17 protein-coding genes and 1 pseudogene are annotated in these 24,650 nt (G+C 46.6%); 1 reads left to right on the top strand and 17 read right to left on the bottom strand.

The genetic code is table 11. From position 1 onward, the window contains the following. Positions 1–237 precede the first annotated feature (237 nt). A pseudogene (locus OQJ86_RS20565) lies at positions 238–1,363 on the bottom strand (IS91 family transposase); the annotation flags it as partial. Between the two features lie 342 nt (positions 1,364–1,705). On the opposite strand from OQJ86_RS20565, the gene OQJ86_RS20560 reads away from it, so the two are divergent. After that, positions 1,706–4,129 (top strand): HD domain-containing phosphohydrolase, encoded by a 2,424-nt coding sequence (locus OQJ86_RS20560; RefSeq protein ID WP_265989850.1) that lies wholly within the window; start codon positions 1,706–1,708, stop codon positions 4,127–4,129. A gap of 26 nt (positions 4,130–4,155) precedes the next feature. On the opposite strand, the gene OQJ86_RS20555 is transcribed toward OQJ86_RS20560, so the two are convergent. The 16 genes from OQJ86_RS20555 to OQJ86_RS20480 all read right to left on the bottom strand — a co-directional run bounded on the left by OQJ86_RS20555 (position 4,156) and on the right by OQJ86_RS20480 (position 24,547). Then, on the bottom strand, positions 4,156–4,872 hold the full coding sequence (locus OQJ86_RS20555) for a protein kinase domain-containing protein (protein ID WP_265989864.1): 717 nt from the start codon (positions 4,870–4,872) through the stop codon (positions 4,156–4,158). 2 nt (positions 4,873–4,874) lie between these two features. Next, entirely contained in the window at positions 4,875–8,264 is a 3,390-nt protein-coding gene (tssM, locus tag OQJ86_RS20550) for a type VI secretion system membrane subunit TssM (protein WP_265989848.1), read from the bottom strand. Then, positions 8,261–9,514, bottom strand: a complete 1,254-nt coding sequence (icmH, locus tag OQJ86_RS20545; RefSeq protein WP_265989845.1) for a type IVB secretion system protein IcmH/DotU — start codon at positions 9,512–9,514, stop codon at positions 8,261–8,263. The genes tssM and icmH overlap by 4 nt, the downstream gene beginning before the upstream one ends. Positions 9,515–9,520: 6 nt before the next feature. After that, positions 9,521–10,852 carry a type VI secretion system baseplate subunit TssK gene (tssK, locus tag OQJ86_RS20540; protein ID WP_265989844.1) on the bottom strand — a complete coding sequence of 444 codons (1,332 nt, stop codon included), beginning with the start codon at positions 10,850–10,852 and terminating at the stop codon, positions 9,521–9,523. Between the two features lie 26 nt (positions 10,853–10,878). Then, on the bottom strand, positions 10,879–11,361 hold the full coding sequence (tssJ, locus tag OQJ86_RS20535; protein WP_005442151.1) for a type VI secretion system lipoprotein TssJ: 483 nt from the start codon (positions 11,359–11,361) through the stop codon (positions 10,879–10,881). Further along, entirely contained in the window at positions 11,361–12,299 is a 939-nt protein-coding gene (locus OQJ86_RS20530) for a type VI secretion system-associated FHA domain protein (RefSeq protein WP_265989841.1), read from the bottom strand. Before OQJ86_RS20530 ends, tssJ begins: the two co-directional genes overlap by 1 nt. Positions 12,300–12,302: 3 nt before the next feature. Then, positions 12,303–13,106, bottom strand: a complete 804-nt coding sequence (locus OQJ86_RS20525) for an ABC transporter substrate-binding protein (protein ID WP_265989862.1) — start codon at positions 13,104–13,106, stop codon at positions 12,303–12,305. 12 nt (positions 13,107–13,118) lie between these two features. Beyond that, on the bottom strand, positions 13,119–15,725 hold the full coding sequence (tssH, locus tag OQJ86_RS20520) for a type VI secretion system ATPase TssH (RefSeq protein WP_265989839.1): 2,607 nt from the start codon (positions 15,723–15,725) through the stop codon (positions 13,119–13,121). Positions 15,726–15,782: 57 nt separating this feature from the next. Continuing rightward, positions 15,783–16,721, bottom strand: a complete 939-nt coding sequence (locus OQJ86_RS20515) for a type VI secretion system baseplate subunit TssG (RefSeq protein ID WP_196298582.1) — start codon at positions 16,719–16,721, stop codon at positions 15,783–15,785. A gap of 12 nt (positions 16,722–16,733) precedes the next feature. Continuing rightward, positions 16,734–18,485, bottom strand: coding sequence for a type VI secretion system baseplate subunit TssF (tssF, locus tag OQJ86_RS20510; RefSeq protein ID WP_265989836.1), 1,752 nt, complete (start codon positions 18,483–18,485; stop codon positions 16,734–16,736). Then, positions 18,478–18,900 carry a type VI secretion system baseplate subunit TssE gene (gene tssE / locus OQJ86_RS20505; protein ID WP_005451929.1) on the bottom strand — a complete coding sequence of 141 codons (423 nt, stop codon included), beginning with the start codon at positions 18,898–18,900 and terminating at the stop codon, positions 18,478–18,480. Before tssE ends, tssF begins: the two co-directional genes overlap by 8 nt. Then, positions 18,900–20,294, bottom strand: coding sequence for a type VI secretion system contractile sheath domain-containing protein (locus tag OQJ86_RS20500; RefSeq protein ID WP_265989834.1), 1,395 nt, complete (start codon positions 20,292–20,294; stop codon positions 18,900–18,902). The genes tssE and OQJ86_RS20500 overlap by 1 nt, the downstream gene beginning before the upstream one ends. 244 nt (positions 20,295–20,538) lie before the next feature. Continuing rightward, positions 20,539–22,017, bottom strand: a complete 1,479-nt coding sequence (gene tssC, locus OQJ86_RS20495; RefSeq protein WP_265989831.1) for a type VI secretion system contractile sheath large subunit — start codon at positions 22,015–22,017, stop codon at positions 20,539–20,541. Next, complete coding sequence (gene tssB, locus OQJ86_RS20490) at positions 22,017–22,520, bottom strand: type VI secretion system contractile sheath small subunit (protein ID WP_005443648.1); 504 nt, start codon at positions 22,518–22,520, stop codon at positions 22,017–22,019. The genes tssC and tssB overlap by 1 nt, the downstream gene beginning before the upstream one ends. Before the next feature lie 20 nt (positions 22,521–22,540). Further along, on the bottom strand, positions 22,541–23,062 hold the full coding sequence (locus tag OQJ86_RS20485) for a type VI secretion system tube protein Hcp (protein WP_005443647.1): 522 nt from the start codon (positions 23,060–23,062) through the stop codon (positions 22,541–22,543). A gap of 33 nt (positions 23,063–23,095) precedes the next feature. After that, a complete protein-coding gene (locus OQJ86_RS20480; protein ID WP_265989828.1) occupies positions 23,096–24,547 on the bottom strand; it encodes an ImpA family type VI secretion system protein in 1,452 nt (483 codons plus the stop codon). Between the last annotated feature and the right edge of the window lie 103 nt (positions 24,548–24,650).

Here is a 24,650-nt window from a genome sequence, read left to right as displayed (position 1 = left end):
AAGAAAGTGACATTATGACTAAGCGTGAAAGACGTACTTTTAACTCTGAATTTAAGCTTGAATGCGCTCAGCTGGTCCTTGATGGTTAGGATTCTCAAGGACTTAATCGAAGTAGATGACTCTTTCAGAGGAGCCCGTTTTGATCGACAGGTAGATGCGTGGCGATTTTATAGGCGATTTGGTCGTTCTCTCGCCTGATTTACTTAATTTAAACGGACTTATCCTAGGCTGAGACTGAAGTCGCCGTGATTCACGCATACTCATTCGGCGATGATCTAACAATTCATTATTCTTGGGACTGATGGTAAAGCCAGTAAACACCATTCTCTTTCCACATAACACACTGATACGGGTCATTGTCCGAAAAACCTTTGTACTGTTTGGCATACGTGAGCGGCTCCGCCTGCTTCCGGTTCTTCTTTTTTAACGCTAAGTACACTAGGGGAAGCGTACGTCCTCGTTTTCTGTTGGACAGAAAACCATAGTAACGCACCATTTAAAAATGGTGCTGCAGGATATGGCTCGCGTATCACAATATCATTTCTTCTTGTGTTAACGTTGTTGTTTTGCGCTTCCCGTCTCGATGACTGAGATATTTAAACACAACGGTGTCGCCACTGTAGTGACGTAACCTCGACGTCGATATTGGCAGGCGTTTCTGGTAACGGCTTAGGTGATTCACCGTTTATTTTAGCTTCTGGGTTTTCTTCGCGAAGTGGATGTTTCAGTAACGTTGTTATTGACGCTTTAAGAAGAAGTGCTATTGACGAGAGTCTTGGATGTGATCCGTGTTCGATGTTGATAAATTGACCTCGCCGTACTTTCGTCTGAGTAGTCCGATTAAACACTGACGCCAGTGATGTTTCACATGCTTCTTTTTAAAGTGTATAGGTTGCCAAGTGTTGTGCTTGTCTAAACCACCGCGAGTGACGGATAAATGAATATGCGGGTGCTAGTTTAACCCTCTGCCATAGGTATGAAGTGCGCCGAATAACCCAATCTCTAGTCCGCGCTTTTTTGCTCACTTAAGCAACGTACCTGCTGCGAGTAAGAACCAATCATTAAGCAATGTTGGATTGGCTTCAAAGAGTGGCCCAAGCTCACTCAGCATGGTGAACGTGATGTGTTGATGCTCACAGTCCGGCATGACATCAAGCTGAGTGTTTATCCATTGCTCGGTGGATTTGGTGTTACACGCGAGCATTCGTTCCACGCAAGTGATTTACCATAGGCTGAAAGTCTGAGCATGTTTCCACAGTACCTTTTCCCAAGCACTGTCCTTTTCAAACAGATGTTTTGTGGTTCGCGGAACAAACTCTTTTGGCGTATGTTGGCGACGCTTGCAATGGGAATATTGATCCAAGGGAAGGCCTAAATAGAAGAGAATGATGGTGTAAATAGTCGTCGGGTAAGGGAAGGATAGTGCACTCTGAATGACAATAAAATCAATGAATTATTAACACCCTAGCTCGATGCGTAGCATCGCTATCTTGGTCAAACAGAACAGAAACGTAACTTTTATCCATCTCGCCGACCTTGGTTTGCTAGCGCATCAAGAGACAGCGTTTACAAAACCGATCCTTACCTTTTTCAGCATCTAAAGATCACCGACCAGTCTTATTCGGTACGCAGTAAAGGTGCCGTTATTGGTGTAGATACAGTCCTCTCGTCATTGAGCGAAAAGATCAGTGCCACCGAACTTGGGATGAAGAAGGATGATGGCGTTGAAGCGTTTATATTCAACAACCGTGGTGAAGTGGTCGCGTCCAGCATCAACGTTTTTCACGAAGTAGATATTCCTGATTCATCGCTTTTGGCATTAAGCGAGCAGCAAAAAGCCTTGTTAGATGGCCGTGAGTTTGTGGTTTCGAATCAAAACGACTGGGGACCTTACGACTACACCCAGAGCGGCGAACCAGGTGGTTATGCTGTTGATGTACTCAACCTGGTTTCGCAGAAAACAGGCATGACGTTAGAGTTCGTTAATGGTTTCAGCTCAAGAGAGTTGGAAAAGAAATATCGCAAGGGAGAGATTGATATCCTCCAACCTGTGCTTGGCACACCGCCAGAGTTAGGTGTTAAAAGTGATCCTCTGTTCATAGGGCAGCTTGCGATTGCGACGAAAACTGCCAATCTAATGCCTAAGTCGTTGACGGAATTGGGCGATGACAGTATTGGTGTGGTGGCGGGTTTTGGTATGAAAGAATGGCTACTTGAACGCTATCCGTCACTGAATATTATCGAACAACCGAATCTCGATTTAGCAAAACGAGCGCTGCACATGGGTGACATTCAGTACCTTGTAGACAGTTACTTAACCATGGTTGAGATGAAGCGGTTAGTGAAGCTGACCGATATTCATGTCGGGTTGCTCGACGCGCCACCTTTGGAATTTTCTCTTTTTATGAAGGAGAAAGACAAAGACGTGGTTGCGCTTATCAACCAAGCGATCGCAGCGATTTCACCGGAGCAAAAAGTAGCGTTGCAAGAGAAGTGGTTCAAACCTCATCAATGGAGGGGGAGTTTTGCTCCGTATCCAGAGGTCTACGAGTTGGCGATTCAGAAGGACAAACACGACCTAATGAACAAAGTGACCATTGATGGTGAAAGTCGATTCCTCTACATCACCAAGTTGTATTCGACTCGTGGCACGATCGATTACTTTGCTGTGCTAGTTTCAGAGCAAGTCGTTACTGATGCTGTCACCAGTCGATTATCCAAGGCTATTGCGTTTACCTCTATCGTGATGGTTATTTTATTTCCATTAGCATGGAAGGTTGGCTCACCTATTGTGCGCCCAATTGTTGCGCTGCGAAAAGAGACCATCAAAATCAAAGACCGTCAGTTTGATAAACTCGTCCCGGTAGAAACGCGTATCAAAGAAGTTTCTGACTTGTCTGACTCAGTTACCGAAATGACGCAAGAGATTCAGCATTACGAGCAACAGCAAGAAGAGTTTGTTGAAGCCTTTATTCGCCTTATCGCGCAAGCAATCGATGACAAATCTCCTTATACTGCGGGGCACTGTAATCGTGTTCCAGAAATTGGCTTGATGCTGGCAGAGGCAGTAGAGAAGTGCGACACCGGTAAGTTCAAAGACTTTAAATTCAACAATGACGATGAACGACGTGAATTCCGTATCGCGGCTTGGTTACATGACTGCGGTAAGATCACCACGCCAGAACACATCGTTGATAAAGGCACTAAGTTAGAAGCCAACTACAACCGCATCAATGAAATTCGCACTCGTTTCGAAGTACTAAGGCGAGATGCTGAAGTGGAAATGTGGAAGTCGATATCCACCGGTGAACTGTCAAAAGAAGAAGCGCAAGCCAAGTTCGCTCAACGAGTTGCGCAGTTAGACGAAGACTTCCGATTTGTGGCTAACGCCAACGTAGGTGGTGAGTTCATGAGTGACGATAAGATTGAGCGCATTAAACAAATCGCCCAGCAAACTTGGTTGCGTCACTATGATGATCATCTTGGTCTTTCTCCATTTGAAGAAATGATTAAGCCAAAGTCTGACGTGACACTGCCAGTGGTCGAAAATCTTTTGGCGGATAAGCCCGACCATATTATCGAGCGCGTTCGCCCAATGGAATGTGCACCGGAGCATGGCATTAAGGTGCAAGTGCCAGAACATCAATACAACTTGGGTGAGGTGTACAACCTGACAATTTCGCGCGGGACGTTAACACCAGAGGACCGCTTCAAAATTAACGAGCATATGATTAGTGGTATCAAAATGCTGGGGGCACTGCCATTCCCTCCGGAGTTAAGTAACGTGCCGCGTTATGCTTCAACCCACCATGAGACGCTGAAAGGCACAGGCTATCCACGTCGTTTAAGTGCAGAAGATTTATCAACCCCAGAACGCATCTTGGTGATTGCCGATATTTTTGAAGCGTTAACCGCAGGAGATCGACCTTACAAGAAAGCCAAGCCAGTGAGCGTTGCTGTTGACATCATGTACAAGATGGCACTGGACGAGCATTTGGATATGGACTTGTTCTTGTTGTTCCTAGAGAGCGGGGTCTACCGTGACTATGCCAACAAGTTTATGCCAGCCGAACAGGTTGATGAGGTGGATATTGAGAAGTATCTAAAGTCCAAATCATCAGACGCATAAACCAGAGACCTTAGAGCGTTTAAACCCTACAACTTCAAAGAGTGGTGCATTCGTTGCCACTCTTTTTGTATCAGAACTTGGTAGCGTGTTGGTAAATCAATGTTGCTTGGGGTAGGTAGCAGTTCTGCCGCTTCTTGTAGCGAGAGACCGGCAAAGGGATGTTGATCGTGGCAACTGAGCAAGGTCATTGCTAAGGCATAAAAATCATCGTTCTTACTTGCCTGACCGATACGCAGACAAGGGCGTGTCGCACTGTAGGCTCGGCTAACGGTTGTATGTGAATGCTCTCGATATTTAGCCTCAACTCGAATCACACTGCCAAAGTCGATAAGCCGAACTTGGTTATTTGGCGTCACGATGACGTTATGTGGCTTGATATCGCCATGCAGATAACCCGTTTTGTGTAGATTGAGCAAAGCGAATTCAAGCTTGGTTATTAAATCTTGAGGTAATAAATCAGGTTCTATCGCGTTAAGTGTTTTGCCTTCCAGATATTGACTCATTAACCAGTCGGCGTGGTTTTGCGAGCCATAACCATGAAAGTTTGCCCAGTAATCCGACGCGTATTTGGATAGAAAGTCCGCTTCCGCCATCAAAGCCCGTTTCTCAGCCAAGCTTCGCGCTACCTTGATCGCCACAGTGCCATACAGTTTGTGCTCGCACTGAAAAACGTTTTCGCTCAAAGGCGCTACATAAGTAACGCCACAGGCTCTAAACAGGGTTTGATTGGCGAACGTATTCATCACTAAATGCTCGCAGGTAACACAAAGCCCGCAAAGAAGTTCGGTACGAACGGATTGTTCTGGCCTTGAGTTTTAATCGTCAAGCGAACCTTGTCGCCATTGTAATCAAACTCAAGTTGGGTACTTTGCGAAGAGGTTGAAGTGACGCGCGGCTCAATCAAGCGGAACCATGCCCAACTGCCTTTAAACTGTTCATTGGCAATCGGCGTTGCTTGTTTTTGTAGACGCACCGTTAGTGCATCTTGCGCGACAGAATCACCTTTCCAGCTTTGTTGTGTCCACAGCATTGGACCGTGTTGATAAGTGAAAATCGGTTTTTCAGCCCGAATGGAAAACTCAGTCAATGCCGAGCTCATTTCTGTTGGTTTCATCTGGAATTGAATCGCAACGTTTTTCGGGTCAGCTAAAAACAGGGCAGAGCGAATGTCTTTGGCTTTATCAAACATCAGCCAAATTGCAGGATCTAACGCAAAGCCAGTATTTGGCAGCAAGCCGGACATAAACGGCGCTCGTTGCTCTGTTGAGAAGCCTTTCAACATGGTTTGATAGAAGGTGTCCAACGTGCCATCGGTTTTAAAGAAGGCAGCAACATCTGCCGTGCTTGCGTCGCTGTTGGCACTTTTCTTAAATGGGTAGAAAGCCGCGATGGTGTTTTCATAAGGCTGGTAGACTTCGCTGTTCCACATACTATTAAGGTATTGGTGAGCTAAGTTCATTACCAACTCATTGGTTTGTACTGTCACATAGTCAATCACTTCACCGGATAGCGGTGGTTGGGAATCGGTCAGTGACGCCAACTGCGCGACCGGATTTTGCGCCTTTAAACCTGCAGATAACGTTTCGTAAGCCACTTTGTCTGGCGTGTTAGATTTGTAGAACTGATCGAGCCATTTAGCCGTGTTCGCAAAACCTTCCAGAACGGAATCTATTGGTTTCTTACCCTGATCGTCTGGCGTCACTTGTTTGTGGAAATCATTAAACGTCAGTGTGATTTGGCGAGCGGATTCCTTTTTCTCGTTGTCTTGCGCAGCATTGGCAATCTCTTCATCGGTCTTCTTCTTCGCATCTTTTGGCTCTGGTAGAAGAACCGAAGTGTAGTTGCTGATGGTGGTAAACAGCTTAGACATTGGATTGTTTGAGGCATTGTTGAGCACGTTCAAGCTGGCATTCAACTGCTCAGAACCGGAAATGGTTTTCACCTCGATGCTGTTAATAAAATCGCGCCAGTAATTGATGTAATCGTTCTGATACATGCGTTTTAAATCGTGGCTGATTCTATGCATCTCTAGCGCACTTGGTGCTTGCCCTGCGATGCCCTCATAAGCGGATAACGCTTCGATAAGAAGAGGGGATTCCACCGAAAGATCCAGCTCGTTAAAGCCAGTCGGTGTGTACAAGTAAGGCACGAAGTAACCCACGTAGCCAGGTTTGAATTGGTATATCTGATTGAAGTTGGAGCCAAGTTCTTTACGCACATCGATACGTTTCTCGTACGCATGATCGTTCAAAATGTGTTGGTAGAGTAGCGTCTCGATGTTGGATTGATTGATGACTTGCTTTGCCAACCCTTCAAGCTCTTGATTGGCAGTTGTCGCCACCAAGTGCTGGTTAAACACGTCGTCGAGCAGCACTTTAAGCTGAGCAACGTTGGTTTTGTCTGCTTCGCCTTGGTGCTCTAAGTTTGCTAGGAAATAGCTTTTGAGCTCTTCAATATTGGTACGATTTTTATCAAACAACAGTCGATAGTCATTCAACAGCTCGAGCGTTCTGGCTTGATCTTCCAAGTTCACATACACATACAAGTCGCTCTCAATGGTGTGCGCCATAGAAGGGATCAGCACTTGTTGCAGCTCTTTGGTGTAAGCCGCTTCAACTTCTGGTTTGATGGTCGCATTCGGTAGGAATGGCAATGTATACCAAGGTTCAGGCTCCTGATATAGCGCGTAAATACGATGCATGGTGTACAGGTTTGGAATGTTGCCCACCAGATCTTCTTTACTGTATGGCTGTGCTGCGATCGCTTCTTTGTAACGCTCTAACATGCCATCGGCTTTGGCTTCACGATTGGTTTGATAATCGAAGTCGAGCTTGAGAATCGTCAGTGTACCAATCAATAAACCGAGCCAAATTAGGGTGTAGGCGGTTTGGCTGAACCACAACCAATTCTCTTTATGGCGGTTAACTCCGACTAAAGTGTTTTCATTTAACACGACATGAGACATCAAATGCTGAGCAAACAAGGTTTGTTGAACAGGCATTTGTTGGTGTTGCTGATATTGCTCATTGCCTAGGGACTGATTGACTACGTTCGCCAGTAAATCATGCTGCGCGAAATCACTGCCACTGTGGGTAAAGTAGAAGCCGCGGAAGTTGAGCCCATCTGTGTATTGGTCACCTCGATGCAAACGCTGTAAGAAGTGCCACAAATTCTGTTTAAGCAGACCAAATTGGTATGGCGCACCACAAATGGCATTGCGGAAATCTTGGTTAAGCTGCGCTCCCAACGCATTGCTCATGTTCGAGATTAACTGACCGATGAGGTGGTCGTATTCGTCATTGAACCAATCGGCATCAATGCCACCATGTTTTTGCACTGGGCTGGTGGCGCCGAACACTTCATTGCGTCTCGCTTCATCAAACGCAGAAAAGAACTGACAGAAATCGCTCACTTGGCCCATGTTGGTTAGGACATTGTAGACAGGTAAGTTCAAACCAAATGAACGATTAAATGCTTTGATTTGCGATTTCAATTGGTCGGCTTTTTGTGAAAGTGTTTCACTATTGCCAACTAACTGTTCAATTTCTGTGGTGAGCAACAAGCCGTTAATCGCTTGTCTCGGGCGCCATTTATTGAGGCATTGACACAGTGTTTTTAAGTAAAGCGGTTGTTGATCTTCGCCCATGCTGACGGAAATCAGAATTGAGTGTTCACTGAGCCAAAATAGAATCGGAAACTCAATGTCGTTGCCAAAATCATCCACTTTATAAGCTTCATAACCCATCTGCGTGATGATGCTTTTGTCTTTGCTTGGGTTATCACTGAGTAACAGGTAAATCGGCTGATCGTAACGGCTGGTTAAGCGCTTTTTACGTTTTTGTACGCCGAGCATTTTCTTGAAGTGGAAAGCGAGTAACTTGGAGCGTTTGATAATTAGTGCACGTTCTTGGTCTTGCTCAAGACTCTTTTTCACCTTGCGGTTGATTAACCAAAAGCAAAGCCCAGCAGACAGAAGTGCCACAATGGTTGTCGTGATGACGCCTGTCCACAAGAAATCAGGATACGCAACAAACCAAGTCAGTAAGCCGCCTAAGATTGCCAGAAGCAGAAGGGTAACAAGGCTCCAAATGATTGCCTTTTTTCTTGTCGGTGTATTTGGGTTGTCTTGCGTCATCGTGACTCAACCTCGCTTTGTTTGTTTTTGTTATGCACCACTAAGCCGTTGATGTTGGCATTCTCTCGATACCAATTATTGATGGTTTTAGCTTGTTCTGAGTTGTCACATCGAACGATGACACGAACGTAGGAGTTGATGTTATCCGCAACAGGTTGATAGTTGGATGTCGGCAGTTGGGCGATAAACTTCTCGGCGTTTTTAAGGTTAGAGAAGGTCGCAAGTTGAACTAGCCAATCAGTGTCCGCTGCAGGGCTCGTGACTAGAGCGCTCGTCGTCTCTGGCGTCGAAGTTTTCGCTTGTGGCGTCACGGCTTTTGGTTGGCTCGGCACTGGACGAGGTGGTTGAGTGGTGTTTACCGCGACTTTAATGCCTTTTAAATCGTCGTCAGTGCTGACATAAACGATGTCTTCTGCACGACCAGATTCAATATAGCGCTGGCTGTACTCACCAAGTTGGACAAAATCACGTGCCCGCTGTGGTTTGGTTTTGTTGTACCAGAAATAGGTGAGTGCAACACTCAAACCAATGACCGTTAAGAAAAATAGTGTGGTGACAAGGTAACGTTTCTTGCGCGTAGGCTTACGTGTTTTAGGTACCGAAACCTCAGTATGACAATAGATTCCACTGGCTTGTCGGTACTGACTTAAAATCTGCTCTAAGCGGTAGGTAAAACTCTTTAGCTGTTCGCTGCCTGTTTCGCGGTACTGACCTTTAAACCCGATATTGAGGAACAGGTAAACCACTTCTAATAAGTCGATCAGCTTGTGCGGTTGGCGCGCTGCTTTCTCTGCCACAGTAAAGAAAAGCTCACCACCGTTGCGCATACCAAACAGTTCACTGAGTAAGGTTTTGTTTTCCCACCCACGTTTCTCACCCCAATCGGTGTAGACAATCAACTCATCCAAAACCACGGCATACAGGAAACAGAGCTTGTCGATCACGGCGACTGGGTAGGTCAACTCGGCACCTTTGGTTTTAATTTCATTAATGGAAGCCACCAGTTGATGCCTGAGCGTGGTGATGTCTTCGGGCTCCGGTAAAGTGTTGATCTTGAGTGTGACTGCCAACAACTCAGAACTGATGTTGATCAGCTGATTCTCGGCTTTATCGAAATGATGTAAGAACCCAATATTGGCTTGCGCAGCGTTGACCGAATGCCACTTTACGTCTGGCATGTCGGTGTCTTTACTCACGAAGTCGTTTTCGCTGCTGTCCCAAACTAAGGTATCTTCATCCAAATAGTTCATAACTTACTACCTCAGTGCGTACAGCATCACTTCTAGGTCGCCAACACGTGTATCGACGTGCAGCGCTAGTGCATCGCGGTTTTCAATCATTTCTAACCAATTGCGGTCTGACGTATCCACTTCAAAATACGCTGTGCCTCGTATCGGTTTTAGTTCGCTTGGTGCAACAGGAAGCGGCGTCAGTTGCACGCCGGAAAGAGCATTACGCACAATCTCGACAATCTTGTTATTGCTACTGAGTTTGGCAGCGGCAGGGAACAATTCGTTAAGCTCGGTGCTGCTTATATTGGAACGGACACTGAGAACGAATCGGCGATCGGACAGGTTGTGACCATCTTTTACTAACGTGCGAAGCAAGCGGCGTCGTTCAAACAACGAAGTGTCGAACGCAAACTCAATCACCGAGTCTTGTTGAACCAGCGTGAGCATATTGCGCAGATTCGAAAAAAGCGGATTAAAGCAATCATACAGGCGATGGAAATCTAACGGCTGACACGGTTCTGGAATCGCGGGTGTGGATGCCATGACTTGCGCTTCAAACTTACGTAGCTCCAAATAAAGCTGATGGGTTTGAAACTTTGGATTCGACAACGACAAATCAAACCACGGAAGCCAAGTGTTGAGTGTTTGCAGCCACAGGTAATCCTGCATCATCGACTGTGGACTCTTTTGCCCTTGTCCGGCTTGAATACGTTTGAGCAAGCTGGTGGCGCGGTTGGAGGTGAGGGCATGAATCTCTTTCAAACGTTCAACCAATAACTGTGATGCACCGTAATGCAAACACGCAGGAATAAAGGAGCGGTCTAGCATCACTTCACCTGTTTCGCTGCATTCCAACACTTTGGCGAAAGGAATCAGGGTAAAGCCAGAAGTGTCTTCGCCTTCGAGTTTAATCGCTATATTGAGCTGCGCGACGTCCACTTCAACGCTGGCATTCTCAGAGGTTGAAGTATCAAACACATTGATGGTGCGTGTGAGATAGCGGCTTTGTTCCGATTCATCGTTGGCGTAATCATTATTGCCTTGTAGAGAGACGGGCAGTGCTAAGTAAGCCATTTTCTCAATCGTACCGTGCGGCACATCTCTGGCGACTTCGCGTTTCAGTTCGAAATGCGTGCCATCTGGGAACAAACCCGCGCTAGAAGAGACGGAAAGCTTGCCAATTTTAAGTAGATCGTGATTGATCACTAAGTCGGTCACACCATAGTAAGGGGCATAACCAGCAAGTGTTTCGACGTTTTGTCTGACGTAGTTTTGTGTGTATCTGTCTTGTTGTTGAAAGTGTTGTGGGGCAATGAACATACCTTCTTGCCAAACGACTTTTTTATATGCGTCCACGTGATTTCCCTATCTACTGAATCGAGTTAAAAGACATCCCACCAAGGCGAATCTGGTGTCACGGTTTGCAATGCTGCCTTGTTACCGCTGATCTTTAACTGGATATATTGTTCTTCTTCCTGAGGCGTGGTTGTCACTACCGTCGCCGTGCTTGCATCATATTCGGCAAATTCCACCAATACGCCGATGTACTGGGTGGTTTTATTGATGTCTAAGGTTTGTTTGCTATTGCTGTCTGGCATCACCACAGGCAACACTTGTTTCGATACCAAGTTTGCGCCCAAAAGGCTTACGTCATCGTTGTACAAATCGATAAACGGCAATTGCTTAAACTGTTGGGCATCGGTTAGTTGATACAAGCGCACTACCACGGGATTGGTACTGTTGTTGGCACTTGGGTTAATCGTTTTCTCGGCGCTTACCGCCAGTTGATATTGCGTCACAACCGGTGTTGGGTCAGATGAACATCCCACAAGAGCGAAAGCGAGTAAACTTAGCCAAATCTTCATCAGCTTTCCTCGCTTTGCTTTTGCATGTTTTCCATAAACATCGCTTTGAACTGGCGACGAAAATCACCGTTGTCTTGTCGATGTTGGAAATGTTTGCGGTAGATTTTCCAATACTTCTTGTCTTTGTTACTGAACAGTCCGCCAGACACAAATTCGCTAAATTGATTCTCTAGTTGGTTCGGAGCGAATTCATTGAGGAACTGATCGAGCGTTTTGTCCAACGCATCAAACAAAGCATCATGTGCAAGCGGTGGGTTGCGAAGGTATTGCTGATTCTTCTCGGTAATCGTGATCAGCTTTTTGATGGAGGCTTCCAGCTCTGACGTTGGAAGATGGTCGCTCGGAAGATACTCAATCTCCGTAGACCGTTCCATTGCTTGCTGCTGTTTCGATACTTCATCCACTTCAAAGTGGTCCGCCAGTTTGTCATCGTCGATGTCTTCAAACGGGTCAGAGGAGAAGGGGTCATCGCTCATTACACTTTGGTGAGAGTAATGAACTTCCGATTTCACGGGTTCGACGATGTCACCTTCATCGAGAAAATCGACATTGTCTTCCAGTTGCAGGTCGAACTTGGTCGCAAAGAGGTCATCGGATTGCTCTTCGACAGGCGCTTTGCTCGACGTGAGTGTTGATACCAACATCGAATAGCTTTCGATCTTTAAAATGTCGCCATCGTTGAGTGGGTAATCTTTGTCTCTCACCATAGCTTTATCGTTAAGGCGAGCCGGGTTCTTGCCGGTACTCTTCACCAAATAACCTGTTTCAGTGAGACGAATTTGTCCGTGACTACGCGAGATGCGCTTTGATTGATCGGGCAATGCCACTTCACAAGAAGCAGAACGCCCAAACTGCCCGCCAGACTCGGGCAGATAGATGACTCTTGAAGTCACCACCTCTTCAGAGGGTACAGAAATCAAATGTATGCTGATCGCCACTTGTTATCCCTCGCATTTAGCCAACGCTGTGTTGAAAGCGGTTAAGAAACCAGAATATTTGTCCAAAAAGCGGTTAGAGAAATACACGCCCATTGGCTTGGTTTCGAATACTTGAGAATAGAAGTAATCGCTTGGAAGAGAGGCTTGGTTGATTTCCGTATGGAACACTCGTTCATCTTCCAGTGCGACGTCAATTTCTCTTTGTTTTAAAAGCCTTAGTAAGACCTTAGCATCTCGTGGCTGCTTAACGACGTTGTATCCATTACGTTTCAGCCAAAACCATGTGCTTGAGCCAAATTCTGCCGAGAACTTAAGGTTCAACTTTGACAAATCATCAAGCTTAGGCTTTACACCGGGACCAAAATACCAACGCAGTTTTTGCTCGGTAATGGGAGCAGACAACGTTGCGTAGCTGTCATGTTCTCTGGTTTTCGGCGAGACGAAAAAGCCATGTTGTTGACCACTGTGCACGTGAAGCTGTGCGTCAGACCATTCTGTCATGGTCAGTTGGTAAGGTTGTCCCATTTCGCCCAGCGCGCATTTGACGCGATTAAGCGCAAACCCATCCATGTTTTGATTTTGGTGAGTTTGGTACGGTGCCCATTTGTGGGTCGCAAGCAGCAATCGATCGGGACCAATCCAAACTTGTGCCCATGCTTCGAACGAGAATAGGGCACCAAGCAAAATAAACAGCGATGAAACCAGCTTGGTTATTTTGCGGAAAAAGCTCACCCCACAGCTGACCGCCGCCTCTTGAACAAGAATCGAGGTGGTGACGAGATGGGGTGAATGTACGCTTCTAAACATCATGATTCGTTACTACTGAATATCCAGTTCAAAGCCCTGTGGCGTCGACGCAGCGGTGACCGTCACTTGGCTAATCGGTTGTTGTGCGCTCAGGCGCGCGATGCATTCTTCTGCCAATTTCGGCATCAAAGAGCGGTTAATGATTTGCTCAACCGCACGACCACCTGTCGTAGGGTCGGTGTTTTTGCTGACAACCAAATCCACAAAACCAGCATCCCACGTAAAGCTCGCTTGATACTGTTCTGCCAGTTTTTTGCGAATGCGGTTTAGTGCGATTTCGGTGATCTTCGCTAGTTCATCATCGTTGAGTGGGTAATAAGGCACGATGGTGGTACGCCCTAAGAACGCTGGTTTGAAGTAGCGTTGGAGATCGGGACGAATTGCTTCGAGTAGCTCATCGTTGCTGATGCGTTCGGCGTTTTCATCACACACATCGCAAATTGCTTGATCTGCAGCGTTAGAAGTCATGATGATTAAGGTGTTTTTGAAATCCACCGTGCGACCTTCACTGTCTTTGATGTGTCCTTTATCGAAGATTTGATAGAAGAGGTCATGAACGCCCGGATGCGCTTTTTCCATCTCATCCAAAAGCAAGACAGAGTAGGGATTGCGGCGAATCGCCTCGGTTAACACGCCACCTTCACCAAAGCCAACATAGCCGGCAGGCGAGCCAAGTAGCATTGAGATTTTGTGTTCTTCTTTAAACTCGGTCATGTTGATAACCGTGAGATCGTTGCTGCCTCCGTAAAGCTGCTCAGCGAGCGCCATAGCGGTTTCCGTTTTACCGACACCACTTGGACCACACATCAAGAACACACCGATTGGCTTGCGATTATCTGTTAAGCCAGCGCGTGAGATTCGAATCGCTTTTGCCAGTTCTTGCTTCGCCACGTTTTGACCGATAACGCGTTTATCCAGCTCTGATTCCAGTGACAATAGGCGAGCGATTTCGTCACTCATCATGTTGCCGACGGGAATGCCTGTCCAACCGGAAATGACTTGAGCAATGGTCGCGTCATCCACCATCGCATTAACTAACGGTTCTTCGCCTTGAAGCTCACGTAATTGGTCGAGAAGGGCATTTAACTGGCTTTGCTGAGTGTCGTCCGGCGTTTCACTTTCTGTGATGCTTTGTTGAAGCGCTTTAATCTCATCAACCAAGGTAATCTCTTGCTCCCAACGAGTTTGGTAGTCAGCTAATTGAGATTGGTTGGTGGTGATTTCTTGCTTCAATTCGGCGATCTCTTCTGCGCCTGTGCCAAACAAATCAAACTCTTTCTCCAAAGCAGACTGCTCGTTTTGTTGATAACGAATGGTTTGCTCTAACGCTTCAATCACTTCTGGTTTCGCACCTTGAGTTAATGCAATACGCGCACTAGCCGTGTCTAGCAGGCTGATCGCTTTATCTGGCAATTGGCGAGAAGGTAAGTAACGAATAGATAGGTTGACCGCGGCATCAATAGCGGATTCTGTAATAAATGCGCCGTGGTGGTTTTGCAATGAAGCCGCAATGCCTCGCAGCATTTGTTTGGCATCTTCTGCATTTGGCTCTTCTACCGTGACGACTTGGAAACGGCGAGTCAAAGCTGGATCTTTCTCGAAGTACTTTTTGTATTCTGCCCATGTTGTTGCGGCAATGGTTTTGAACTCACCACGCGCAAGAGCCGGTTTCAATAGGTTGGCAGCATCGTTTTGTCCTGCTGCACCACCAGCCCCGATAAGCGTATGTGCTTCGTCAATAAATACAATGATTGGTACATCGCTGTTTTTCACTTCATTGATGACGTCTTTAAGGCGGTTTTCAAATTCGCCTTTTACGCTTGCTCCTGCTTGTAATAAACCTAAGTCAAGCGAATGGAGTTGAACGCCTTGCAACGCACTTGGCACTTCATCTGCTGCGATTCTCAGCGCTAAGCCTTCAACGACAGCGGTTTTACCCACACCCGGCTCACCAACAAAAATAGGATTGTTCTGGCGTTTACGACAAAGAATGTCGATGGCTTTTCTCACTTCAGAATTACGCCCAGAAATCGGGTCGATATTGCCTTCAATCGCTTGTTGAGTCAGGTTGATGGTGTACTTGCTTAATGCGTCGTTCGCGCTTGCTGTGTTTGCGGCTGAACTTGCTTCACCTGCGCTTTGTTGTGTTGCTCGCTTCACCGGCGTTTTATTGATTAAACCTTGCAGTGACTCGGTCGACACGTTCTGTAGTGATTCGAGATTGTTGCTCGATACGCCCATGACATTCTGTTGCAGCAGCGCTTGAACGAGATGCAGGCTGATGATTTCACCATGACCATAGTTAACGGAGGCAATCATCCAAGCGTCTTTGAGTAGTTCAGTCAGTGCATGGCTGAGCGTTGGTTGGCTGTCTTGTACTTTTGGTAAGCGCTCGATGCGATTTGCTAGTTCACTGGCAAATTGATCTTGGTTGATCTTCTGACTTTCAATCAGAGTTTTTAAATGTGTGTCTTGCTGATTCAATAGCGTGAGCAGCCAATGTTCCGGCTCAATGGCAGCAACGCCTTGGTTCATAGCTGCACCCGCAGAAGCTTCCAATGCACGTTTTAATTCTGGCGATAACTTGGCGACTAAATTTGTCAGCGTTACTTGTGTCATAACCTTATCCTTGTCTTTTGCGCGATAACCTTCTTTGTCGTCGCGGTGTCTACCTAGCTATTTCAGAAGAATACGAATCCGCTCTGTAGGTTTACGTTCTGGGGCGAGGCAATCCACTTCACCCAATTTCGCGGCTTGGTCTGGTTGAGCAGACAGCCTTGGTTTTTCGAGATACGCACGCTTAACGTTGAGATAAATAGAAATCGGCGTAGCGTCTCGTAAATAATGTTGAATGAGCTGGCGCATGTGGCTCGCCAACTGAGTATCTCGATGAATTTGATGCAGTTCTTTGCGGTTGGCAGGCTGGATACTCACCACCAAATGTTGGTTGTAAGTCATGCACGTTTTGCCAATGAGGAAACCCTGTCCGATTCCGCTGTTATAGTCGTCTTTCTGTCCTAAACGGGTAAGAGAACTAGCGGGTAACTGGCGACGTTCATGGCTCTTAGTCGACACATCGATTTGGTAAGGGAAGTAGTCGTTAAGGATCTGCTCTAACGTTTCTAAGTTACGATGCCCTTGAGCGAACAACAGCGAATACTGGAACAGTGCGCCGTGTTCGTGTTTCAGGTTCGCCAGTTGTTTGAGTAGGTCGGTTTTTTCTTTTGCCAACTCTTTCTGCACCAAGAGGTGAGGGGCAAGTTCTAGCTGCGCGGCAAGTTCAAAATGGCGTTGATTGAATACGTCTAAAAAGTCCTTGAGTGCGTGATCGTCGTTATGCAGTGCAAACAACAATTCCTCATAGATGTAGTTTGGGATAACCCCTTGTGCGCCAGATAGTGCTTGCTGCGCAATACGAACTTTGGCGCTATGGTCACTGAACGAAAAGTACTGAATATCGTCGGCATCACCATGAGGCATGGCTTCTGCTTTGAGCTCTAACTTCAGCTTGTGCCCAGAGCGTTTTGCCATTTGCATCAGCAATCGCATTGCTTGAGCAAAGTCGTACTCATGTGGGTTCGCTTTCAAATCGTTAATCAGTGACATCGACATCATCTATCTTCCACGCTACATCGAGCGCTGGCTCCCGTGGATTTTTGGATAACGCCTCGCAATGCCATCTTTGCCATAAAGACGAATTGTGAGCTGAATGTAGCGATCAAAACTACAGAACTGTTGGAAGAAGCGATTCAACACATCGGTGAAAGTCAGATAGTTGCCAGACGTATCGAGAGTGATTTCAATCTCTGTGCCCGGAGAGAAGACATTCTTGCCAAGAATACGCATTGATGAAACCTGCGAGCGCACTTTTACTGACTGAATCATCTGAATTTCATCGCTAACCAACTGGTTGCGGCTACACAATTGCAGCATTTGCTTAAGCTGCTGAGTAGGATCTTCGGAGTGCAAAAGTGACGAGAAGTTACTGTTCAGTAGTCCGATAAATTGCCAGTGCATATTGGCATCAGATTCGCGTTCTATCGGAGCCGACGGCGGGTAGAGAGAATGAAAATCGCCGGGTAAATCGATCGGCTCTAAACAAGTCATCTCACCGTTGATGGTGCATGCTTGTTTGCCATTGGTACAAAGAAGGCGAGTGCCATAGAGTTTATTGAATTCGAGCTCTTGGTTGGCGTTTAGGCTGATCGCCAATCGCAGTTCACCTGTGGAATCTTTTCGGCTTTGCCAGTAATCGCAATGTGGGTCGCTCTGGTAACTGTCTTTAAACAGTGGTGTCAGCAGTTTTTGACCGCTCGACGTAATCTCAAACACATCCAAAATGTCGACCACTTGAATCTCGTTATCGGTATGCGCATCGGCATTAACGGAGATTGTCAAGCTGCGTTGGTCATAACTGGTTGGTTCGCCCGTCTGCTCGAAGAGGTTAACCGCAGGCACGACATTGAGCTTAAACACTTGATTGTCAAAAAGACGGATAAACTCCATCGGCAAAGAGTGCATAAATAGGTTTAATACCACAGTGGCGCAATCATGTTGCTGACAGGCTTCACCAAAGCCTTTAAGACGGAAGAACTGACGTTTCTCTTTGAAGAAGAAAAATTCGTTCATCAAATGGTAGCCAGAAAATTGATTGCCTTTTTGTGGCAGAAATTGAAACTGCTTATCGCTGATTCGGCTCTTTAGCTGATTGGCAGCCAAGACGGCATGATTCTCACCATTGATGTCGGAAATCGATATTGCACGCGCTTCACTGAGCAGCAGTTCAACCAAGGAATCGGCATTGTTCTCGAAACCTTGAACGAAGAAGTCGAGATCTTCTAACGCTAATTGACTGAAGTGCACATCATCATCGCCAGTAGACAAAGTGAGCTGAATAACGGCGGTAGTTTGTTCACTTCCTTGAGGGCGATTGAAGTCAAAAGGCGCGCTGCTTGCCTTGGTGTCAATCAGTGAAAATGGTGTCGTTTTGAGTTCATCCGTTGTGGTGAACAAACATGTTTTTCCTTGCGATTCGGAAGAAAAGCGTGTGCCTTTGGGAAGCGTCGTGCTGTCTGTGGAAGACGCGTCTGTGCTCATTTCTAGATACGCTACACTTGGCACCGTTTGAATGTAACTTGGGTAGAGTACGCCAAGTAGTCCTTCGACAACTTCAGGGATTTGCTCAGATAGACGTTTTTCAACGTTGGCATTCAGTAGTGCCACGCCATCCAATAAGCGAGCCAAACTTGGATCTTCGATTTGTCCCTGATGAATATTGAGGCGTTGTGCGTGTTCTGGATGTTCAGAACCAAATTGACCGAGGGCTCGGCGGACAAAAGTCAGCTCTTGTTCGTAATAACGCAGTAGAGGATCACTCATACAAATCCTCCTTCATATCGGTAGTCATGTCGCTTAATGAAATCTTGGAATCAAAAATCAGCTCTTTTTCGCCCTGTGCCGTTTTGGCTTTGGCGACGATATTGAAAGCGATGGTGTTTTCTCCCGCTTTACGTTCAACAAGTTCAACCATGACTTGGCTTAGGCGTGGCTCGAAATGTCGAATGTAGTTTTCTAGTTTGAGGGCTAATTGCTGGTGGTCGAGACTGGCACTCAATAGGTGCACATCCTCGATGCCAAAACGGTAGTTAGAGCGCTGTACTTCGGTTAAACGATCATCAATGCTCATCAGTGACGCTTCCGAATCGAACAGACGAGTCAGGTGATATTTGATGTCCTCGATATCATCTCGACGAGTCGTAGGGGCAGTTTGCACAAAGGTACGCCAAAAACTCATTACGCCACCTCATCCAATTCTGTTGTCAGCACCACTTCGCCACTGAAATGGTCGTATTGATACTGCGGGACGATACGCAATGTACAGACGAAATTGCCCGGATGATGGTCAGAGTCGCACACGCTGATCTTTGCAAAACTCAAAGGGTATTTTGATAGGGTTTCTTCGTTGGCGTACGCAACGTTACTAGAGAATTTTTCAACCCATTGGGAGAGGAACAACTCACACTCAGCAGCTGTTTTGAAGCTGCCGATCATTTCGCGTACTTGTACTTTGAGATAATGTGCAATACGGCAAGACATCAACGAGGTTTGGATTTGAGTGAGGACTTTCTCGTTATCAGACTCGCTGTTGTGCCAAATCGAATTGTTACCATTGAAGTAAAACTTATCGGTCAAAGGGCTCTTAGTAAGAGGGATAAAACCGCTGCGACTGTAGAAGGTCGACAGTTGCCCAAACAAAGTCACTTTGGTTTGTGGTTGAATCAGAAAATGGCTATCGCTTTGGCTTTGATTGACCACGGCACCTTGGTTGTTGTCGTTCCAGCGAGATTTCAAGAAGCCAAACCAACTCACACGTTGATGTTCTCGCATAATGGTAGATACAAACGCAAAGCCCGCATTGCCCCAAAGCCCGTTTTGCTTCTCGTTGTAGATGAATCCCACTTTGGCGTTTTGATAGTGTGTACGCATACACATTTCTGGCATCACTAAACCGACAAAACGCGCAGAGGACTTACTGCGTAAAGACTGCCACGATTGGTAATCAGGACTAGCAAGGATCTTCTCGATTCGGTTGATATCAGACAGCCAGTCTGCGCCGGATTCGACAAAGAAATCGCGATTAGGAGCAAATAGCATTGGGCATAACGTCGCTTCACCCAAGCGGCTCAATAGCTCGACGGTGAACAAATCATCGTAGTCAGATTCGAAATCCATATCTGCTGCTACTGGCTGTGTGAACAACAAGCAGCCGAATGGATGTCCGCCCAAGGTGTTTAACTCTTGGTTGCCGATCTTGTTGTACAACTCGGACGTTTTGGTGCTGTAGGCTTGATTGACGTCTGAAGACACTTCTTCCCAACTCATATTGAGAAGCTTGAGTTGAGTGCGTTGGTAATTAACGGGCAGGGTGGCTAAGCCTTGAAGCCCTAGCCAATTGGTTTGCAGTGCCTCAAATTCTGGATGATGCAGTAATTCATCCATCTGTTTCGAGAGCTTATAGTCAATCTCTGCAATCAAGCGCGAAACATGTGTGATAAGCGCATCGGAATTGTCTAGCGCGGAGCGAGACACTTGAGACAGTAAAGAGAGCGCCTCTTGTAAAAAGTCGCTGTCTTTATCGTCTAGCTGTGTAAATTGGGTCTGCCAACCTGAGTGATAAATCTTACTCATACTATCCTTGTGACCTAAATCGAATTGGCTTGGTCGAAGCATCCTACTTCGACCAAGCTTTATCATGCGTATACCAATCGTAGTAAATAACTGGTCATTCTAGCTGGTTATAACGCTCGATAACTTCGTTAACTTTTCGTTTAAAGTAAGTTGATTGTAGAATAACTACTTATCAAAAATTTTAGCCTTGTTCTCAAGCATTATTCCTGCGCTAACTCTGACCACTTACTTACTGTGATCGGTATTAACCTGGGATCTTCGCTACCATGCGAACCGACGTAGTCAGTTCTTCAAGTTGTAGCCAAGGTCTTAGGTGAGCAACGGCTGAATACGCGCCCGGTTTGCCCGGTTGTTCAACCACTTCAATACGAGACTCTGCCAATGGTGTTTTCGCTCGTTGATCGTTACCAATTGCACCTGCGTTGGTGTATTGATCGATCCACAATTGCAGTTCACGTTGAATGTCTGGCGCTTCTAGATTCGAACCTAGCTTGTCGCGACCCATGACTTTCAAGTAGTGAGCGATGCGACCACTTGCCATGATGTAAGGAAGACGCGCTGAAATCGCTGCGTTTGCTGTTGCATCTGGATCTGTGTACGTCTTCGGTTGCTGCGTTGTTTGACCGCCGATGAACACGCCGTAGTTTGAGTTCTTGTAGTGAACCAGTGGCAAGAAGCCTAGGTCACTTAACTCTTTCTCGCGTTCGTCGGTTAGGTTCACTTCTGTTGGACATTTCTGAACCAAGTCGCCAGCTTCGGTCTTGTACGTTAGGTTTGGTAGGTTTTCTACTTTACCACCGTTATCCAGACCGCGAATCGCTGTACACCAACCGTACGCTGTGAACGCTTGCGTCATTTTCAGACCCAACTCGTAAGCGGCATTTGACCAAACCAACTCATCATTGCTTGATGGATTCGGGTTGCCATCTTGGTCAGTGTTTAACTCTTCGTAGCTAAACAGCTTGGTGCCAAGACCTTTCTCACCGTAAGGAAGGCGAGCCAGTGTGCGAGGTAGTGTTAGCGTTACGTAGCGCGCGTCGTCACTTTCACGGAACGAGTTCCATGCAGCGTAAGCCGGAGAATCAAAACCAGCCGCGACCGGTTTGCCTTCTTCGAAGGTAGTGAAGTCATTGAACTCAAACATTTCTGCGTTTGCTGCGGCAACGAACGGAGCGTGACACGCAGCGGCTACTTCGCCCATGTAGCGTAGTAGGGCGACGTCTTCATCTTTTGCGCTGAACTCGTAGTCACCGATGAAGGTGCCGTATGGTTCACCACCTGCTGTGCCGTATTCGCCTTGGTATACCGCGTTAAACAGTGGGCTACGGTCGATGGCTGGCGCATCTTCAAATTGATCAAGCAGCTCGTCTTTGGTGTAGTCGACCATTTTAATTTTCAGTGAGCGCCCTAGATCGCTCTCTTTAACCAGATTTTGCAGACCACGCCATGAACCTTCTAGCTTTTGGAAGTCATTTTCTTGCATGACTTTCGATAGCTGTTTAGAAAGCTTTTTGTCGATCTCTACGATGGCATTTTCAATCGTTTTGGTGACGTTCTTGTCCCATGTTACTGTGCCGCTTAGCGCTTGCTCTGCCAATACTGAGAACAGTTCTTTTGTTGTGTCCGCTGGCGTTTGTGTGGTCGCTTCGATTGCACGATCCAGAAAGCTCAACGAAGCTTCAGCCGCTTCTGCTTGTGGTTGGTTTTCAACTTCCGTCGTCATTATTCTGCTCCTTCTTTCTGGATACCTAGCTCATCGGAAAGGGCGTTGATGGTGTCTGCACTTTGCAGCACTTCCTTGAGTAGTTTCTCTAGATCACGAGAACGGTCCGCTTTTGAAAGCAGTACTTTGAGTTGGTTACGAGTCTCAACAAGCTTCTTGAGCGGTTCAACTTGCTCAACGATGGCTTCAGGCTCGAAATCTTTCATTGATGAGAATTTCAGACTCGCTTCGATTTGGCTGTCGTCATCAACCAAAACGTTGTCCACTTTGAGTGATAACTCAGGGCCAACACGCTTCATGACAGTATCGAAGTTGTCTTTGTCGACGTTATAGAAGGTGCGATCTTCCACGTCTTCTTTGTCTTGCTTGTGACCCGAATAATCACCGACGACTCCCACCACAAAAGGGAGTTCTTTGGTTTCTACTGCGCCATTCGTCTCGACATCGTAAGTAATACTTACACGGTTTTTGCTAACTCGCTTGTGTTGGGAGTTCAGTGCCATAATGGTATCTCCTTATTCCATTAAGAAGCTGTCGAAGTAACTTTCGCTGTCGTCGCGTCAAAGCCCACTTCAGGACCTTTCTCGATTTTGCCGCCTTCGCCTTCGATGTAGTACGCTTTCGAAATCTCGGTGTATGTCAGGCTGAACGATTCATTTGGTAGGTGACCATCCGACGCGCCCATGTTGTAGCTCGACATACGTGCTGCGCTCAGTGTCAGGATTAGGTATGGATCTGCACCAGAACCTTCACGGTTTGGCTTAGTCATCACGATCTCGATGGTTTTACCTTCACCACCTGGCGCGTATAGGAACGTTGTTAGGTAAGGCGTTGCACCATCACAGCCACGAGTGATGTTCACTTCACCTAGCGCGACCATGCCTTGGTCTGCGTTGTTCGCGTTACCGACGTCGATGCCAACGCCACGAACGGCACTCCAGTTCACTGTATCAATAGCAAAAAATCCATCTTTGCCACCGATCTTATCCACCGTTGCAGCACCTTTTGGTGTAGTGCCATCAATTCTCATGTAAATAGAAGCCATTTGGTTCTCCTTTGCTTATTAGCATTTTTTGCTTCACCACTCGAAATCGGTAATACCGCTCGACGATTGAGTAGTTTTTACTTCTGGTTGGTTGGTTGTATTAGGAGTGTCGCTTTGCTCTGACGTTGTAGGTTCAATTGACGTTGCACTTTGAGACTCCTCATTAGAGGCAGTTTGAACCTCAGTCGCTGGTGGTACGGTCGGAACCGACTCTGGCACTGATTGTGGTTCAGGAATTGTCTTCAGAATGGTTTGTTCTAAGTTGTCCATTCCGGTGAGTTGATTGATATGACTCAGAACTTGGCTGTTGCCGCCTGTCATTTCTTGGAGTAGTTCTGGCAAGCTTAGATAACCCCATCGAATCGCGCGCTCTAACAAGAACGGAACAGGGCTGTGTGGCTCGGTTTGTTTGAAGTAATCGGCGAGCTTTCTAAGTTCATGAAAAGCGTGGTCGCGATTTTGGATCTGGCCAGCGATATTCATCGTAGTTGGTGCCGCTGGCTGGTGTGTTTCATTTGAAGGAGTCGGCTCTAGCAACGGCGTCGTCGTAATTTGTTCTGCTTCTGGCTCTGATGAGGCTGGTGCTACTTCTGCATTTTCAGTTGCCTGATAGGTTGTTTCAGGAGAGTTTGATACGATGGGGGGAGCCTGGGCTTCTTCGGCAATCAATCTAAATTGATCATCTAGCGGCCATTTAGAAAACTTGTCTTCAGTGAGATAACGGATCGCGTTAATCAGCTCCGCGATGTTTTCTTTGATGAATTTGAAACTTACAGGAGTTGCATTAACGGGTTGGCACTGTTGAGCGATAGCTTGTTCTATAGCATCAAGATTTTGATAGGTTTGCGCCAAATCCATTAAGGTGTCTTGCGTGTCAGCGTTGAAGAGGTTTTGCGCTTTAGTTTTGATTTCGCCAAGCGAACCGTTGCGCTCTGCGCGTAGGTAATCACCAAAGGTGATATCGTCAATCAAGCCAATCAACTGCAAAGGCATATACAGGGCAGTGGTATCGTGAGTTTCGCCGACAAGCTGTAGCAGAGGTTTCATTCGGAACTCGGCTCGTTCTCTTGCGATGCCGGACTCTTCTGCGCTTTTTAGTTTGTCTTCAGGAAGGAACGGATTGAGCGAGTCCCAAAACTGATCCACGGTGCTTAGAAGCACTTGCGTCGCGTCGTCAAGATTTCGATAGGGAGCGTCGGTGAACAACTGACTGGTGATATACCAACCTAGCAGCTCCAAGTCTTTGCTCGACTGGGTGAGGGCGTGGTATGTCGCAGTACGCAACTGCGCCCAGTTGTCATCATTGCTTTCAAGCAGTGCTTGATCACTGGATGCATCAGGAGTTTCAACCAATTGGCGAAACGATGATTGCGCGGCATTGTAACTGTTTCTAAGTGCTCGATAGGCACTTCTATCAAGCTTCAGATAGACACCACTTGGCGAGCCATCTGTGATCGGAGCCAAAAGACTATCAATATTAACCATATTCAATCCATGAATTATTGTTTTATTAAGTCAGAGATAAATCCATTACTCTGGTTTCATAGTTTGTAAACTTGAGTCTAGTGAGAATTTTCTGAAATAGCTG

Source organism: Vibrio sp. Sgm 5 (genome assembly GCF_026241575.1).
Lineage (GTDB): Bacteria > Pseudomonadota > Gammaproteobacteria > Enterobacterales > Vibrionaceae > Vibrio > Vibrio jasicida.
This window is presented reverse-complemented; position numbering and strand designations above follow the sequence as displayed.

What these genes read in the sequence shown, in the direction of transcription:
- OQJ86_RS20560 (WP_265989850.1), top strand. Translation starts at nt 1,706, where the DNA reads ATGAAGAAGGATGATGGCGTTGAAGCGTTTATATTCAACAACCGTGGT.
- OQJ86_RS20555 (WP_265989864.1), bottom strand. Translation starts at nt 4,872, where the DNA reads ATGAATACGTTCGCCAATCAAACCCTGTTTAGAGCCTGTGGCGTTACT.
- tssM (WP_265989848.1), bottom strand. Translation starts at nt 8,264, where the DNA reads ATGACGCAAGACAACCCAAATACACCGACAAGAAAAAAGGCAATCATT.
- icmH (WP_265989845.1), bottom strand. Translation starts at nt 9,514, where the DNA reads ATGAACTATTTGGATGAAGATACCTTAGTTTGGGACAGCAGCGAAAAC.
- tssJ (WP_005442151.1), bottom strand. Translation starts at nt 11,361, where the DNA reads ATGAAGATTTGGCTAAGTTTACTCGCTTTCGCTCTTGTGGGATGTTCA.
- OQJ86_RS20525 (WP_265989862.1), bottom strand. Translation starts at nt 13,106, where the DNA reads ATGTTTAGAAGCGTACATTCACCCCATCTCGTCACCACCTCGATTCTT.
- tssH (WP_265989839.1), bottom strand. Translation starts at nt 15,725, where the DNA reads ATGACACAAGTAACGCTGACAAATTTAGTCGCCAAGTTATCGCCAGAA.
- OQJ86_RS20515 (WP_196298582.1), bottom strand. Translation starts at nt 16,721, where the DNA reads ATGATGTCGATGTCACTGATTAACGATTTGAAAGCGAACCCACATGAG.
- tssF (WP_265989836.1), bottom strand. Translation starts at nt 18,485, where the DNA reads ATGAGTGATCCTCTACTGCGTTATTACGAACAAGAGCTGACTTTTGTC.
- tssE (WP_005451929.1), bottom strand. Translation starts at nt 18,900, where the DNA reads ATGAGTTTTTGGCGTACCTTTGTGCAAACTGCCCCTACGACTCGTCGA.
- OQJ86_RS20500 (WP_265989834.1), bottom strand. Translation starts at nt 20,294, where the DNA reads ATGAGTAAGATTTATCACTCAGGTTGGCAGACCCAATTTACACAGCTA.
- tssC (WP_265989831.1), bottom strand. Translation starts at nt 22,017, where the DNA reads ATGACGACGGAAGTTGAAAACCAACCACAAGCAGAAGCGGCTGAAGCT.
- tssB (WP_005443648.1), bottom strand. Translation starts at nt 22,520, where the DNA reads ATGGCACTGAACTCCCAACACAAGCGAGTTAGCAAAAACCGTGTAAGT.
- OQJ86_RS20485 (WP_005443647.1), bottom strand. Translation starts at nt 23,062, where the DNA reads ATGGCTTCTATTTACATGAGAATTGATGGCACTACACCAAAAGGTGCT.
- OQJ86_RS20480 (WP_265989828.1), bottom strand. Translation starts at nt 24,547, where the DNA reads ATGGTTAATATTGATAGTCTTTTGGCTCCGATCACAGATGGCTCGCCA.